The organism is Hydrogenophaga sp. BPS33 (assembly GCF_009859475.1).
Taxonomy (GTDB): Bacteria; Pseudomonadota; Gammaproteobacteria; order Burkholderiales; family Burkholderiaceae_C; genus Hydrogenophaga.
Map to the genome: position 1 here is coordinate 891,203 of NZ_CP044549.1, position 13,948 is coordinate 905,150.

A 13,948-nucleotide genomic window follows, 5' to 3' on the forward strand; every position below is an offset into this window, starting at 1 on the left:
GTTCCTGCTAGCGTGGCCCTAGCGCGCGGGCCAGCTGCTCGCGCTCAAGATCTCCGCATTGTGCTGCCCCAGCATGGGCGGGGGCCGGTGGATGGACGTCGGTGTCCCGGAGAACGCCAAGGGGTTGTTGACGACTTTGAACTTGCCCGCCTTGGGGTGTTCGATGGTCTTGATCAAGTGGTCCCGGATCGACGGATCGTTGAACACCTCTTCCCAGGTCCGCACCGGTCCGAAGATGGCCCCGACCTCCAGCAGGATGCGGTTCCAGTCCTCCAGCGTGCGCGTGGCGAACACCTCGGCCAGGCGGGCATCGACCTCGGCCCGGCGGTTGAGCCGTTCGCGCTTGGTGGCGTAACGCGGATCGGTCTTCCATTCCGCAATGCCCAGGCCATCGCACAGCACTTGCCAGAACTTGTCGTTGATGGTGATCACCATGATGTCCCGGCCATCGGCGGTACGGTAGGTGTTGTTGGGCACGATGTCCCAGTGCTCGTTGCCAGTGAGCGGCGGGCTCGTGCCGGTGGCGTCGAAGTACACGTCGCGCGGCACGTGGGTGAACATCGAGGCGTCCATCATCGAGAGGTCGACCCGTTGCCCTTCGCCGGTGTGGTGGCGCGCCTGCACCGCGCCGAGGACGCCGACGGTGGCCAGCAGGGCTGTCACCAGATCGCACAAGGGGAAGCCGGTCTTGAGCGGTCCGCTCTGCGGTGTGCCGGTGACCTGCATCAGGCCGGACATGGCCTGGATGATCTGGTCGAGCGCAGGGCGTCCGGCGTCCGGCCCTTCGCGGCCGAAGCCGGTGATCGAGCAGTAGACCAGGCGTGGGTTCTGGCGGCGCAAGGTGTCGAAGTCCAGACCGACCTTGTCGGTGAAACCCGGACGGAAATTCTCCACCACCACGTCGGCCTCCTGGGCCAACCGCGCGCCGGTGGCACGGCCTTCGGCGGTTTTCAGGTCCAACACGATGCCGCGCTTGTTGCGGTTGATCGCGAGAAAGAAAACACCGTCGCCACCGAGCGAGGTTTCGCCCGAACGGCGAAACGGATCGCCTTCGGGTTGTTCCACCTTGATCACGTCGGCACCCATGTCGCCGAGCAGCATGGTGGCCATCGAGCCGGTCATCATCTGGGTGAAGTCGAGGACTTTGAGTCCCTTCAGCGCGCTGCTCATGGGCTTCTTCAGCCTCCCTGCTTCTTGTCGTCGACATAGAAGGCCTCGCGCTCCTTGTTCGACGCCGTCACGCCCTTGTCGCGGCGCGCCTTCATGAAGTTGAATTCATCGGCCTCGTAGCGCACGTTGGTCGCCAGCGAATGCAGGATGTGGCCGTACGAGAACTGGCTGGAAATGCCGAGCGAATCCATGGCCAGGTTCGTCGCGGCCTTGCCCAGCACCACGCCGTCGCGCGGCAGGCGCACGATGCGCTCGACCCATTCTTCGCCGGCCTGCTCCAGCTGGTCCAGCGGCACGACCTTGTTGACCATGCCCAGGCTCAGCACCGTCGGTGCGTCCCACACATCGGCGAGCAACAGCAGTTCGCGCGCCTTGCGCGGACCCATGTTGACCATCTCCCAGGCCGCGAAATACGCCGCGCCGGACAGGCCAAGCTTCTGCTCGGGATGGCCCATCTTCACCGTGTCGGCCGCGATCACGAGGTCCGAGGCCTCGGCGAGGTACAGCCCGGCACCCACGCAATAGCCCTTCACGAGCGACAGCGTGGGCTTGAGCGAATTGAAGATGCGCTGGAAGCGGCCGATGTAGCGCTGGTCGTGCTGGACGCGTGCGCGCTGGCTCGGCTTGCGCACCCGGCCCTTCTCGTCGACGGTCGTTTCTCCGTACTCCTTGCCGACCTCGGCCAGGTCGTGCCCGGCGCAGAAGTCGGTGCCCGCGCTGTTGAGCACGACCACGCGCACGTCGTCGTCGGCCTCCGCGCGGTCGTAGGCGTCCATGAGCTCCTCGAACATCGCCGAGGTCATGGCGTTCTTTTTCTCGGGACGGTTGAGCGTCACGTAGGCGCGGCCATCTTTGGCCAGATAGTCAACACTTGCCATTGCGGTTTCCTTGTTGGTGGTTCTTCAGCGGCCGAGCAGTTGCCGCGAGATGATGAGACGGTGGATTTCGTTGGTGCCTTCGAGGATCTGGTTGAGCTTGGCGTCGCGCATCATGCGTTCCACCGGGTACTCCTTCGAATAGCCATAGGCGCCGTGCACTTGCACGGCTTCGAGCGTGACCTCCATGGCCACGTCGGTGACGAAGCACTTGGTCATCGACGACAGCAGCGTCAGGCGCGAGAGATCGCCCGCGTCAATTTCGCGAGCGGTGTTGTAGAGCAGGGCGCGCGCGGCTTCGATCTTCATCGCCATGTCGGCGATCTTGAACTGGATGGCCTGGAAATCCGCGATGCGTTTGCCGAACTGGCGGCGCTCCTGCGCATAGCGGATCGATTCGTCCAGAGCCCCTTGCGCCAGCCCGAGCGACGACGCCGCCAGCGTGGGGCGGTTCATGTCCAGGATGCGCATGCATTGCTTGAAGCCCTGGCCTTCGGCGCCGATCATGCAATCGGCCTCGACGCGCACGTTGTCCAGGTACAAAGGGTAGGTCGGCGAACCATGCCGGCCCATCTTCTCCTCCTTCGGACCGACGCTGAAGCCGGGCTTGGTGGTGTCGACCAGAAACGCGCTGATGCCGTTGTGCCCACCCGCCTCGGTGGTCTTGGCGAACACCAGGATCCATTGCGCCTGCGCGCCCCAGGTGACCCAGTTCTTGCGCCCGTTGATCACATAGCTGTCGCCATCGCGGCGCGCGGTGGTGCGCAGCGAGGACACGTCCGACCCCGCTTCGGGCTCGCTCATGGCAACGCCCACGATGGTGCGTCCCTTGGCCGCCAACGGCAGCCAGCGCTGTTTCTGCGCATCGGAGCCGAAATGCAGCAGCGGCAGGATCAGCCCAATGGAATTGTTGGAGCACAGCGTGGACGCGGCCAGGGACACCTTGCCGATGGCTTCCTTGGCCAGACACACGGACGTCAGATCACCACCCGGGCCGCCGTACTGCTCGGGCACCCACATCTGCAGCAAACCCATGTCACCGAACACCTCGACGAGTTCGTCGGGGAAGTTGTCGTTCTCCTCCATGTGGCGCACCAGCGGGCGCACCTTTTCTTCGGCCAGCCGCGTGACGGTGTCGCGCAGCAGGGTTTGTTCTTCGGTCAGTTGCATGCAGTCTCCTTGGTCTGGGTATCCGTTGTATCAGCGGCGGAGGGGCTGCCGCAGCCACTCACCCGTGCCAGTGTGTCGGCGATGTCCGCGGGGACATCCTCGCCGCGCCACGCGACATGGCCATCCGGGCGCACCAGCACAAGCGCGCGTTCGTAGGCCTGGCGGACATCGGCATGGGCCGACCAGTCCAGCACCGTCAGCGGCATGCCGCGTTGCGCGGCAGCGCGCTCCAGCGCGGAGGTGTCGACGCCAGCGCGGGTCTTGACGAGTGCGAACCCCCGGCCAAAGCTGTCGAGCGTGGAGACCTCGGGTGCCAGCCACACATGCGGTGCGCGGTGGCCCGGGCGCGAGGTCTGCTCGTAGGTGCTCACCGTGTCTTGCGGTTCGGCGGTGCCGTCGGGCGCCACCACCGGAGAGCCTTCGTAGCGAAAGCCCAGATGGATGCCGATGGTGTACCACTCGCGGCGCATCGCCTCGGTGTAGGCGTCGCCAAAGGTCTTGCGCGCCGCGTCGCCCGCCGCTCCAGGTTCGAACACCGCCGCACTGAGCGACTCGCGCGGCTTGAGCATGGACTTGAGGTTGTGCGTGGCCTCGTTCACGTTGCGGATGGCCACCGGGCGCCGTTCGACTTCATAGGACGCCAGCAACTGCGGGCCACCCCAGCCGCGCAGCACCGCTTCCAGCTTCCAGCTCAGGTCCACCGAGTCCTGCAGGCCCATGTTCATGCCGAAGCCGCCGGTGGGCGAGGTCAGGTGGGCCGCGTCGCCGGCGATCTTCACGCGCGCCGTGCCATAGCCATCGGCCACCAGTTGGCGGCGCACCCAGGGCAGCAAGGACAAGGTCTTGAACTCGAAATCGTCGCGCCCTACGGCGCGGCGGAATACCTTGCACACCTCTTCTTCGGTGAGCGTGCGCATGGTCTCATCGCCGACGATGGAGAAGCGCCACTGGTCGCGGCCGTTGATGGCAACCACGGTCGCATAGGTGCCTTCCGGCCCGATGAAGATGTAGCGGTACGCGGGCCGCTTGTCGTGCAAATTCTCCAGCCCCTTGCATTCGAAGATGGCGTTGGTGGTGTACGTGAGCGCCGGAATGCCCGACATGCGAATGCCCAGGGCTTCGCGCACCTTGCTCGCACCGCCGTCGCAACCGATGAGGTATTGGCAGTGCACCGTCTCCTCCACACCGGTCTGCACGTGGCGCAGCCGCACCCGAACGCCATCGTCCGATTCTTCGTGCGACAGGTATTCGGTGTGGTAGCGCAGATCGGTCTTGCCGCTGCGCTGCACGAAACGCGTGAGCACCGGGTCGAAGAAATTCTGCGGGCAGCGCTCGCGCTTCTCCGGGCTTTGCGCGGGCTTGACTTCGTCCTGCACCGACGGGAACGCCTCGCGGCCGAATTCGTACCCGCCGTGCAGTTGCGATACCCAGGCACAGTCCTGCGGATACGCGCGGTTGTAGCCCGCTGCGTGCACCCAATCGATGATGTCCCAGCGGCGGCAGAACTCCATGGACCGGATACCGATCATGTCCATCTTGGGCTGGTGCACCTGGCCGTCGCTGCGCTCGATCAAAAGGGACTCGATACCGCGCCAGCCCAGGTCGCCCGCCAGCGCCAGGCCAATGGGCCCGGCGCCGACGATCAACACCGGGACCGAACGCGAAGTGGAAGAACTCGACATCGTATTGCGCTCCCTGTGACTCATTCCAGTGAGGCGCCCGACGCCTTCACGACATCCGCCCACTTCTTCACTTCAGCCTTGATGAAGGCGTCGAACACCTGCGGCGAACTGCCCACGGGGGTGGCGCCGCCTTGTTCGAGTTTTGTGCGCACGTCGGGCAGCTTCAACACCTCGGCGGTTTCCCGGTAGAGCAGATCGATCACCGGCCTGGGCGTGCCCACGGGCGCGAGAAAGCCGTGCCACCCCACGACGTCGAAGCCCTTGAGCGTTTCGGAGACCGCCGGCACGTTGGGCAGTGCGGCGGCGCGCTGGACGCTGGTGACCGCGAGCGCGCGCACCTTGCCCGCATCTGCCTGGGGCTTGAGGTCGACCATGCTGCCGATCAAGGCATCGATCTGGCCACTGATCACATCCGTCATCGCGGCAATCGCGCCCTTGTACGGAATGTGTTGCATCTTGACCTTGGCCATGTCGTTGATCAGCTCGCCGGCCAGGTGGTTGGCGGTGCCGTTGCCACCCGAGCCGAAGGTCAAGGGCTTGGGGCTTTTGCGGGCCAGGTCGATCAGCTCGGCCACGTTGTTCACGGGCAGCGTGGAGCGCGTCACGATCATCAGCGGCGCGCTGGTGGTCATGGTCACGGCCACCAGATCCTTGAGCATGTACGAGCTGGACGGATCGCTCAGGAAGCCCGCGCCGGTGGCCTGCGCCACGGTGCCCATGTAGAGCGTGTAACCGTCGGGCGCGGCCTCGGTCACGGTCTTGGCGGCGATGGCTCCATTGGCGCCCGGCTTGTTCTCGACCACGATGGTCTGCTTGAGCCGTTCGCCCAGGCGGGCGCCGACGGTGCGCGCCACGATGTCGGTGGAGCTGCCGGCGGGGAATGGCACGACCACGCGGATCGGCTTGGACGGGTAGGTCTGCGCCACGGCGGCCAAGGGCAGCGTGGCGAGCATGGCGCCCGCGGCGAGGGCGCCGAGTGCGAATGTTCTTCGGGATGGGATCACTTCATGTCTCCTGGTGAGTGGCTGTGGCAAATCGATGGGACGGCGATGGGACGGCGATGTGGAGGCGTCAAGCATCGGGCGGGTTGTGTTGCCCGATGGCGGGGGCTGGGGAGCGCGGCGTGAGCAACTGGCCGTCGATCTGCGCGGGGTGCCGGGGCACACGGATGCGGCCCGATGGCGTGTCCATCTCGGAATAGATCCGGTTGTGCAGCACCTGCGGATCGCTGAAGTGCTCGCGCGGGCTGTTGACGGGGGCGACCGGCACGTCCATCTCGGTGAACACGGCCACCCATTCGGCGGAGCTGCGCGTCTTCAAGGGGCCTGCCACGCGCTCGAAGAAGGTGCGTGTCATTTCCTTCTTGTCGGTGATGCGCTTGAGGTCTTCCTTCCACTCCGGGTGCCCCACGGCTTCGAGCGTGCGGCCGAGCTGCTTGCCGGTGACCGGCGACACCACGATGTGGCCGTCCAGCGTGGCCAGGATCGGCTGTGGCGTGTAGGCCGGTGCCGCCGTGTCCTCCAGATAGGTCATGTTCTGGAACATGTCCGTGAAATTGAAGTAGGACATGATGTCCAGCATCGAGGTCTGCAGGTGCACGGCCTGTCCGGTGCGGTCGCGTTTGACCAGTGCGGCCAGGGCCATCTGCGCGCAGAAGACGGCGACGATCTTGTCCACCAGATAGGACTCGCTGGCCTTGGGCGTTCCACCTGCGGCTTCGAAGAACGCAAGGCCGGTGCGGCCTTGCAGCAGCGCGTCGTACGCCGGCTCGCTGGCTGCAGGGCCATCAGCGCCGAAGCCGGTGATGGAGAAATGCACCAGGCGCGGATTCAACGCACGGGTCGCTTCGTAGCCCAGGCCAAGGCTGGCCGAGACATGGGGCCGCCAGTTTTCGATGTAGAGGTCGGCTTCGGCGATCAATGCCTTCATGCGCTGCATGTCCTGCGGCGCCTTCAGGTCCAGCGACACGCTCTTCTTGCCGTGGTTGGCGTTCGTCCACGGCACGCTGGTGCCACCTTGCTTGTGTCCAAAATTGCGGTAGGGGTCGCCCGTGGGCGGCTCGACCTTGAGCACGTGGGCGCCGAGGTCCGACAGCATCTGCGCGCACAGAGGGCCCGACAGGTAGCTGCTGCATTCGAGGACCTTCACACCCTCCAGGGGGCGGCCCGCAGCGCCATCGAGCGGGGAGGGAAACAGGGGAGCAGAAGTCATTTGGGGTCTCGGTGGCTGATCGATTCGGGTAGCCATGGTGCCGAGCCAGCACGAACGCGTAAATGACTTCTTTCGTCTCCTCTTATATGCAAACGGCGGGTGAGGATGCGCGATCAGCGCCCGGTGGTCTCTGCGGCGTGCACGCGCGAGGCCTCGCGGTCCCAGCAATCGGCGGTAATGCCTTCGGCCTTGAGGCGGTACTTCTCAATCCGGTCGGTCGGTGTGCGCGGCAGGTGGTCGCGGAATGCGACGTAGCGCGGCACGGCGAAATACGCCATGCGCGCCTCGCACCAATCCACCAGTTCCTGTGCCGGCAGCGCAACGCCATCGCGCAACACCACCACGGCCTTGACATCCTCGTCGCCCACCTCGGCGGGCACGCCCACCACGCAGGACTCCTTCACGCTGGGGTGGCTGTTGATCACGGACTCGACCTCGAACGATGAGATGTTCTCGCCACGGCGGCGCAGTGCCTGCTTCTTGCGATCGACGAAGTAGAAGTAGCCATCGGCATCTGCGCGGCCGAGATCGCCGGTGTGGATCCAGAAATTGCGAAACAGCTCCAGCGTGGCATCCGGGTCCTTGTAGTAACCCATGGTGCCCAGAAACTTGCGCTCGGGCTGCACCACGATTTCACCCACCTTGCCGGCGGGCACGTCCATGTCGTTGTCGTCGACCACCTTGACGCGGTAGCCCGTGATCGGTTGGCCGCAAGACCCGATGCGGCGCGCGTCATACGGGTTGACCAGGCAAGCATTGCACTCGGTCATGCCATAGAGCTCAAGCAACTGCGTGTTGAAGCGCCGCTCGAACGCCTGGAACACGTCGGTGGGCGCCGATGAGCCGACCAGCAGGCGCAGCGGGTTGTCCGCGTCGTGGGGCGACGGTGCTTGCTTCATGAGGATGGCGAGAATGCTGCCCAGGTATTTGGCGGACGTGCATTCCCAGCGCCGGCAGTCTTCCAGCATGCGGCTGGCGGAGAAGCGGTCCACCACGACGGCCTTGGCGTCGGCCAGCAAGGCCGGCCCGGTGGTGCCGTGTGCGGCCGCATGGAAGAACGGCAGGCCCGTGTAGAGCACATCGTCTTCGGTGTAGCGCGCGTACTGCACGGCGCTGCGCCAGATCTGGTACCAATAGTGGTGGCTGAACATCACACCCTTGGAGCGCCCCGTGGTGCCGGAGGTGAACGAGATGCTGGACAGTGCGTTGAAGGCGACCTCCCGCTCGGGTGTGTTCTCGCCGTGCGAGGTGAGCTCCTCCCAGGTCAAGGCACCGCCGCGCGGCCACCGTGGCAGTACGGGGCCGGCCACCGGCGCGGCGCGGCGCAGCACGATGTGGTTCACCTGGGCGAGTTCGTCCGACAGTGGCAGCAGTTGTTCGGCATACCGCTCGTCCAGCACCACGGCTACGCTGTCGGACTGCGCGATCTGCCAGCGCAGGCCCTCGCCGCGCAAGGCCACGTTGATCGGAATGATCGCCGCGCCGATGCGGTTGAGGCCGAACCACAAGGCCATGAACTCGATGCAATTGGGCAGCATGGCCGCGACCTTGTCGCCAGGCTTCACGCCCAGCGCGAGCAGGCCGTTGGCCACGCGGTTGGCATTCAGGTGAACCTGTTCGAGAGCGTGGCCTTCGTCGTGGAACTGGAACACAACACGATCGGGATGGCGCCGCGCCTTGTCTTCCAGAATCTTGTGCAGAACCCGATCGGTGAGCGCGTGCTCCTGCATCTGCCAGTGGTCCCATTTGCGTTGCGCACGGACGAATTTGTCATCCCATCGACCCATCTCAAAACACCCTCAATTTCAATGGCAAGTCCATGGCGAAAGATCGTACCGGCTCAAACCCTCGATTCCCAAGCCCCGGTCATATGAGAAACATCTGACTCAAGACGCCATCCATGGGCGCAGCGCGCGCTCGCGCGGCGACACTTGAACGCCACAGCGGAGCATGCCGATCGGCGGCCTGTTCCCGCGTGGTTCAAGCTCCACTGCATCCATGGGTTCTGCCACCAAAATCGCGCTCAAGGAGCGCGTGGCCCGCAAAGACGGGTTGATCGTTCCCGGCGCGTTCAACGCGCTGAGCGCCCGCGTGATCGCCGACCTGGGTTATGAGGCGGTCTACCTCACCGGCGCCGGGTTGACCAACATGCACTACGGCCTGCCCGACCTGGGCTACATCGGCGTGCAGGAGGTCGTCCAGCACACCGCCTGCATCCGCGACGCCGTGGAGCTTCCGCTGATCGTGGATATCGACACCGGGTTTGGCAACGCCCTCAATGTGCGCCACACCATCCGCCAGGTGGAGCGCGCGGGCGCGGACGCCGTACAGATCGAAGACCAGGCCAGCCCCAAGCGCTGCGGCCACTTCAGCGGCAAGCAGGTGATCGGCGTGGGCGAGATGGTGGGCAAGATCAAGGCCGCCGTCGACGCGCGCAGCGACGAGAACTTCCAGATCATCGCCCGCACCGACGCCCGGTCCACGGAAGGCTTCGAGGGCGCGATCGAACGCGCACAGCGCTATGCCGAGGCGGGGGCCGACATCCTGTTCGTCGAAGCCACCGAGAGCGATGCCGAGGTGCGCGAACTGACGCAGCGCCTTCAAGTGCCGCAGGTGATGAACATCGTGGTGGGCGGCAAGACGCCCGCGCTGGATGGCGAGGAACTCGCGCGCCTGGGCTTTGGCATCGTGCTCTACGCCAATGCGGCGCTGCAGGGCGCGGTGCTGGGCATGCAGCGCTCGCTGGGTGAACTCCAGAAGCGTCGCCGCCTGGACGAAGACCCTACGCTCGTCGTGCCGTTCCAGGAACGCCAGCGCCTGGTGGACAAACCGCTTTTTGACGCGCTGGAAAAGCGCTATGCATGATATGGAACACGCCCCCGATTTCGACCGCACGCAGACACTGCCCGAGCTGCATGCCTTGCTCGACGGTGTGCAGATGAAGAACGGCTGGGCCAAGCCCACGCCGTCGATGTACCCGCAACCCAAACAGCCCTTCGTGCCCGCGCACTGGCGCTATGCGCATGCCCATGCGGCGCTGCACGCGGCCGGCCGCCTGGTGGGCACCGAATGGGCCGAACGGCGCAACCTGATCATGGCCAACCCGGTGCCGGGCAATCATTTCCCCACCGTCAACTCGCTGGTGGCGGCCTACCAGATGGTGAAGGCGGGCGAGACCGCGCGCAGCCACCGCCACATGCCCAACGCCATGCGGATCGCGCTCGACTCGAAGGCGCAAACCTACACCATCGTCGAAGGGGTGAAGGTGCCGATGGAGCCGGGGGACGTGCTGCTCACACCCAACTGGTGCTACCACGGGCACTCGAACGAGGCCGACGTGGATGCCTACTGGATCGACATCCTGGATTCGCCCACGGTGCACCTGCTCGGCCCCATGTTCTTCGAACACCATCCTCAGGCCGTGTCCACCGACGGCGAGGTGGCGCCGGACTCTCCGATGCGCGTGGCCTACGCCGACTACCGGCCACGCCTGGCGGCCCAGCCCGAGATGGCCCCGGGTGTGCGCACGCTCGCGCTGGCGCCCGGTGTGCTGCCCACGTTCGACCGCACCGCCATCGAACTCGCAACGGGTGCGCGCTGGTCGCCCGGGCGCAGCACCGCGAGCGAGATCTTCGTCGTCATCGAAGGCCAGGGCCGTTCGCAGTTCGACGATTGCAGCTTTTCCTGGGAACGGGGCGACATCGTGGCCGTGCCTTACTGGACGGCGGCCACCCACACCAGCGAGGGCGGCGACGCGGTGCTGCTGCGCATGTCCGACCGGCCCATGCTGGACAAGCTGGGATGGCTGCGCGAAGAGTCCGTGGTGTCCTGAACCCTTTGCCCTTTCTACTGATCACCGATGAAACTCGTATCGTTTGATGATTTCCGCGTGGGCGTTGTGGACGGCGACGCCGTGCACGACGTCACGGCCCTGTTGCCACCGTTTCTGGACGCGTTGCCCAGGCAGCGCATCAACCACCTCATCGGACACTGGTCCGAGCTGGGCCCTGTGCTGTCGTCGCAGTACCGTTCGGCGCCTCGGCGCGAACTCGCTGGCCTTCGCCTGCTGCCGCCCAACCCCGCGCCCGGGCATGTGTTTGCCGCTCCTGCCAACTACGCCAAACACATCGGCGAGATCGGCAACCGCTCGGTTACCACGGGCGGGCGCAGTGCGCGTGAGCAGGGCTTCTTCCTCATGGCGCCGGGTTCGCTGGTGGGATCGGGCCAGTCCATCCTGCTGCCCAAGGACTCTTCGCGGCGTTTCGACCACGAGTCCGAACTGGCCGTGGTGATCGGCCGGGCCGGGCGCAACATACCGCGGGAGCAGGCGCTGTCCCACGTGTTCGGCTATGCCTGCCTGATCGACGCCACGATGCGCATCGAGAAGGGCAGCTTCGAGGAAGAGCGCACCATGCGCAAGTCCTTCGAAACCTTCAACCCGATGGGGCCCTGGATCGTCACCGCCGACGAGGTGCCCGATCCGCAGTCGTTGTCCAACCGCCTGTGGGTCAACGGCGAACTGCGCCAGAGCGCCAACACGGGCGAGATGATCGTCGGCGTGGCCGAACTGATCGAACTGATCTCCTCCGTGCTGCCCTTGCAGCCAGGCGATGTGATCGCCTCCGGCACGCCCGAAGGCGTGGGTCCGATAGAGCCGGGCGATGAAGTGCGCATCGAAATCGAATCCGTCGGTGCGATGACGCTGTCGGTGCGGGAGCACGCACAGCGTGCGCCGCGCCCCTACTGAGTTCGTGGCATGGCGGCCCGCATCCCTGCCGCTTTCATTCGCGGCGGCACCAGCAAGGCGATCGTCTTCCACGCGCGCGATCTGCCCGCCGACCGGACGGCATGGGACGCGATCTTTCTGCGCGCCATGGGCAGCCCCGATCCCTACGGCCGTCAGCTCGATGGCATGGGCGGGGGCGTGTCCTCGCTCTCCAAGGTCTGCGTCGTGGGCGCACCCTCGGTGGATGGCGCAGACGTCGACTACACCTTCGCGCAGGTGCAGGTGAAGAAGGCGTCGGTGGACTACCGCGGCAATTGCGGCAACATGTCCTCGGCGATCGGCCCTTTCGCGGTGGACGAAGGCCTGGTGCAGGTGCGCGATGGCATGGCGCAGGTGCGCATCCACAACACCAACACGCACAAGATCATCCGCGCCTCGTTTCCCGTGCGCGGCGGGCGCAGCGTGAGCGAAGGCGATCTGACCATTCCCGGCGTCCATGGCACGGGCGCGCCGGTGCGGCTCGACTTTCTCGAACCCGGCGGTGCGTCGACCGGGCGGCTGTTGCCCACGGGCCGCGCGCTCGACGAGATCGAGCTGCCCGAAGGCCGCTTTCGCGCCAGCCTCGTGGACGCCGCCAACGCCTGCGTGTTCGTCGACGCCGCGCAACTGGGCCTTGCCGGCACCGAGTTGCCCGAGGTGCTGGGCGCGCACACACAGGCCATGGCCTTGCTGGCGCGGCTGCGGCTCGAAGCCTCCGTCATGATGAGCATCGCCGCCACACCCGAGTTGGCGCTTGCCATCGATGCGATTCCCATGATCGCGCTGGTGTCCTCCCCCCGGGACAGCACCACCCTGGACGGCCAGTGCATCCCGGCCGGCGATGCCGATCTGGTGGTGCGCATGCTCTCCAATGGCCAACCCCACAACGCACTGCCCCTGACCGGCTCCTTGTGCACCGGCGTGGCGATGCAGATCGAAGGCAGCCTGCCCCAGCAGCTCTCACGGCGTGGGCGTGGGGGCGAAGGCTTGCGCCTGGCCATGCCGTCGGGGGTGCTCACGGTGGCGGCCGATGTGCGGCGTGCGGGCGGTGGTTGGCACGCGGCTTCGGGTGCGTTTTACCGCACCACGCGAAGGCTGTTCGAAGGGGCCGTCTGCCTTTGACTTTGATTTAGGTGCCCGTGCCGAGGTAGATGTCGGGCCGCTGCGCCATGAGCTGTTGGGCCGTGCGCCGCGCCGCGTCGAGAAAACCCGTGACCAGCGGCGTCTCCGCGTTGCGCCGCCAGGCCACCACGCAGTTGACGCCCTTGTGGTCGTCCTGGAGCGCGCGGTAGGTCACGCCCTGCGATTGCATCACCTGCATCACCGCCGGGACGACCGAAACACCGAGCCCGCCGGCGACGAGGCAGATGGAGGTGTGCATGTCCCGCACCTCGTTCACGACCGTTGGCCGCAGATCGCGTTCTTCGAACAGTTCGAAGATGCGGTCGGAGTATCCCCGCGTGGTGCCCCGTCCGACGGCAATCAGGGGCCAAGATGCAAGTTCGGCAATGGTGACCTTGCTGGCGCCCTCGAACTTGCTGCCGCCGGGTACCGCGACCACCAGCGGTTCGCGGTACAGCACTTCGCTGGCAATGTCGCGGTCGTGTACATGGCCGCGCATGATGCCGATCTCGATCTCGCCCTCCTTGAGCGCATTGATCTGCTGGCCGATGGTCATTTCCTGCAAATTCACGTCGGTGGCCTGTCGCTGCGACTTGAAGATGCGCAGGGTGTGCGGCAGGAACGTGAAGAGCGCGGAATAGATCGCGCCCACCGACAAGGTGGCGTCGGCACCTCGGTCGGCGGCCCGCACGGCCGCGATGGCGCCGGCCGCGGCATTCAGGACCCGTTGCGCGTGTTCGACGAGGATGGCCCCCGAAGGCGTCAACTGCACTTTTCGCTTGTCGCGGATAAAGAGCTTCGTTTCAAGCTCTTCTTCCAGGGCGATGATCTGTTGGCTGAGCGGCGGTTGTGCGATGTGAACACGCTCGGCTGCGCGGGTGAAGCTGAGCTCATGCGCCACCGCTAGAAAGTATTGCAACTGCCGCATGTTCATCTGTCGCGTCTCCATCGAT

The 13,948-nt window shown here is 65.7% G+C and carries 12 protein-coding genes; 4 read left to right on the forward strand and 8 right to left on the reverse strand.

The genetic code is table 11. The annotated features are described in order from the left end of the window. Positions 1–18: 18 nt before the first annotated feature. From F9K07_RS04325 to F9K07_RS04355, 7 genes are all read right to left on the reverse strand, one after another. The gene (locus tag F9K07_RS04325; RefSeq protein WP_159589727.1) at positions 19–1,170 is read right to left on the reverse strand and encodes a CaiB/BaiF CoA transferase family protein; all 1,152 of its coding nucleotides are present in this window, start codon (positions 1,168–1,170) and stop codon (positions 19–21) included. Between the two features lie 8 nt (positions 1,171–1,178). Then, entirely contained in the window at positions 1,179–2,048 is an 870-nt protein-coding gene (locus F9K07_RS04330) for an enoyl-CoA hydratase-related protein (RefSeq protein ID WP_159589729.1), read from the reverse strand. Positions 2,049–2,072: 24 nt separating this feature from the next. Continuing rightward, positions 2,073–3,215 carry an acyl-CoA dehydrogenase family protein gene (locus F9K07_RS04335; RefSeq protein WP_159589731.1) on the reverse strand — a complete coding sequence of 381 codons (1,143 nt, stop codon included), beginning with the start codon at positions 3,213–3,215 and terminating at the stop codon, positions 2,073–2,075. Next, the gene (locus tag F9K07_RS04340) at positions 3,206–4,897 is read right to left on the reverse strand and encodes an FAD-dependent monooxygenase (RefSeq protein ID WP_159589733.1); all 1,692 of its coding nucleotides are present in this window, start codon (positions 4,895–4,897) and stop codon (positions 3,206–3,208) included. The genes F9K07_RS04335 and F9K07_RS04340 overlap by 10 nt, the downstream gene beginning before the upstream one ends. Before the next feature lie 20 nt (positions 4,898–4,917). Then, positions 4,918–5,901 (reverse strand): tripartite tricarboxylate transporter substrate binding protein, encoded by a 984-nt coding sequence (locus F9K07_RS04345; protein ID WP_159589735.1) that lies wholly within the window; start codon positions 5,899–5,901, stop codon positions 4,918–4,920. Positions 5,902–5,968: 67 nt separating this feature from the next. Next, on the reverse strand, positions 5,969–7,108 hold the full coding sequence (locus tag F9K07_RS04350) for a CaiB/BaiF CoA transferase family protein (protein ID WP_159589737.1): 1,140 nt from the start codon (positions 7,106–7,108) through the stop codon (positions 5,969–5,971). Positions 7,109–7,221: 113 nt separating this feature from the next. After that, on the reverse strand, positions 7,222–8,895 hold the full coding sequence (locus F9K07_RS04355; protein WP_159589739.1) for an AMP-binding protein: 1,674 nt from the start codon (positions 8,893–8,895) through the stop codon (positions 7,222–7,224). 211 nt (positions 8,896–9,106) lie between these two features. Here F9K07_RS04355 and F9K07_RS04360 point away from each other — a divergent pair, with 211 nt between their 5' ends. Genes F9K07_RS04360 through F9K07_RS04375 form a run of 4 tightly spaced genes read left to right on the forward strand, consistent with a single transcriptional unit; the run spans position 9,107 to position 12,995 of the window. Continuing rightward, complete coding sequence (locus F9K07_RS04360) at positions 9,107–9,973, forward strand: isocitrate lyase/PEP mutase family protein (RefSeq protein ID WP_159589741.1); 867 nt, start codon at positions 9,107–9,109, stop codon at positions 9,971–9,973. Next, complete coding sequence (locus F9K07_RS04365; RefSeq protein WP_159589743.1) at positions 9,966–10,940, forward strand: cupin domain-containing protein; 975 nt, start codon at positions 9,966–9,968, stop codon at positions 10,938–10,940. The genes F9K07_RS04360 and F9K07_RS04365 overlap by 8 nt, the downstream gene beginning before the upstream one ends. A gap of 27 nt (positions 10,941–10,967) precedes the next feature. Then, positions 10,968–11,855 carry a fumarylacetoacetate hydrolase family protein gene (locus F9K07_RS04370; protein WP_159589745.1) on the forward strand — a complete coding sequence of 296 codons (888 nt, stop codon included), beginning with the start codon at positions 10,968–10,970 and terminating at the stop codon, positions 11,853–11,855. A gap of 9 nt (positions 11,856–11,864) precedes the next feature. Next, positions 11,865–12,995, forward strand: a complete 1,131-nt coding sequence (locus F9K07_RS04375) for a 2-methylaconitate cis-trans isomerase PrpF family protein (protein WP_159589747.1) — start codon at positions 11,865–11,867, stop codon at positions 12,993–12,995. 7 nt (positions 12,996–13,002) lie between these two features. Here the strand turns inward: F9K07_RS04375 and F9K07_RS04380 are convergent, their stop codons facing one another. After that, the gene (locus F9K07_RS04380; protein WP_159596812.1) at positions 13,003–13,929 is read right to left on the reverse strand and encodes a LysR family transcriptional regulator; all 927 of its coding nucleotides are present in this window, start codon (positions 13,927–13,929) and stop codon (positions 13,003–13,005) included. Between the last annotated feature and the right edge of the window lie 19 nt (positions 13,930–13,948).

What these genes read in the sequence shown, in the direction of transcription:
- F9K07_RS04325 (WP_159589727.1), bottom strand. Translation starts at nt 1,170, where the DNA reads ATGAGCAGCGCGCTGAAGGGACTCAAAGTCCTCGACTTCACCCAGATG.
- F9K07_RS04330 (WP_159589729.1), bottom strand. Translation starts at nt 2,048, where the DNA reads ATGGCAAGTGTTGACTATCTGGCCAAAGATGGCCGCGCCTACGTGACG.
- F9K07_RS04335 (WP_159589731.1), bottom strand. Translation starts at nt 3,215, where the DNA reads ATGCAACTGACCGAAGAACAAACCCTGCTGCGCGACACCGTCACGCGG.
- F9K07_RS04340 (WP_159589733.1), bottom strand. Translation starts at nt 4,897, where the DNA reads ATGTCGAGTTCTTCCACTTCGCGTTCGGTCCCGGTGTTGATCGTCGGC.
- F9K07_RS04350 (WP_159589737.1), bottom strand. Translation starts at nt 7,108, where the DNA reads ATGACTTCTGCTCCCCTGTTTCCCTCCCCGCTCGATGGCGCTGCGGGC.
- F9K07_RS04355 (WP_159589739.1), bottom strand. Translation starts at nt 8,895, where the DNA reads ATGGGTCGATGGGATGACAAATTCGTCCGTGCGCAACGCAAATGGGAC.
- F9K07_RS04360 (WP_159589741.1), top strand. Translation starts at nt 9,107, where the DNA reads ATGGGTTCTGCCACCAAAATCGCGCTCAAGGAGCGCGTGGCCCGCAAA.
- F9K07_RS04365 (WP_159589743.1), top strand. Translation starts at nt 9,966, where the DNA reads ATGCATGATATGGAACACGCCCCCGATTTCGACCGCACGCAGACACTG.
- F9K07_RS04370 (WP_159589745.1), top strand. Translation starts at nt 10,968, where the DNA reads ATGAAACTCGTATCGTTTGATGATTTCCGCGTGGGCGTTGTGGACGGC.
- F9K07_RS04375 (WP_159589747.1), top strand. Translation starts at nt 11,865, where the DNA reads ATGGCGGCCCGCATCCCTGCCGCTTTCATTCGCGGCGGCACCAGCAAG.
- F9K07_RS04380 (WP_159596812.1), bottom strand. Translation starts at nt 13,929, where the DNA reads ATGAACATGCGGCAGTTGCAATACTTTCTAGCGGTGGCGCATGAGCTC.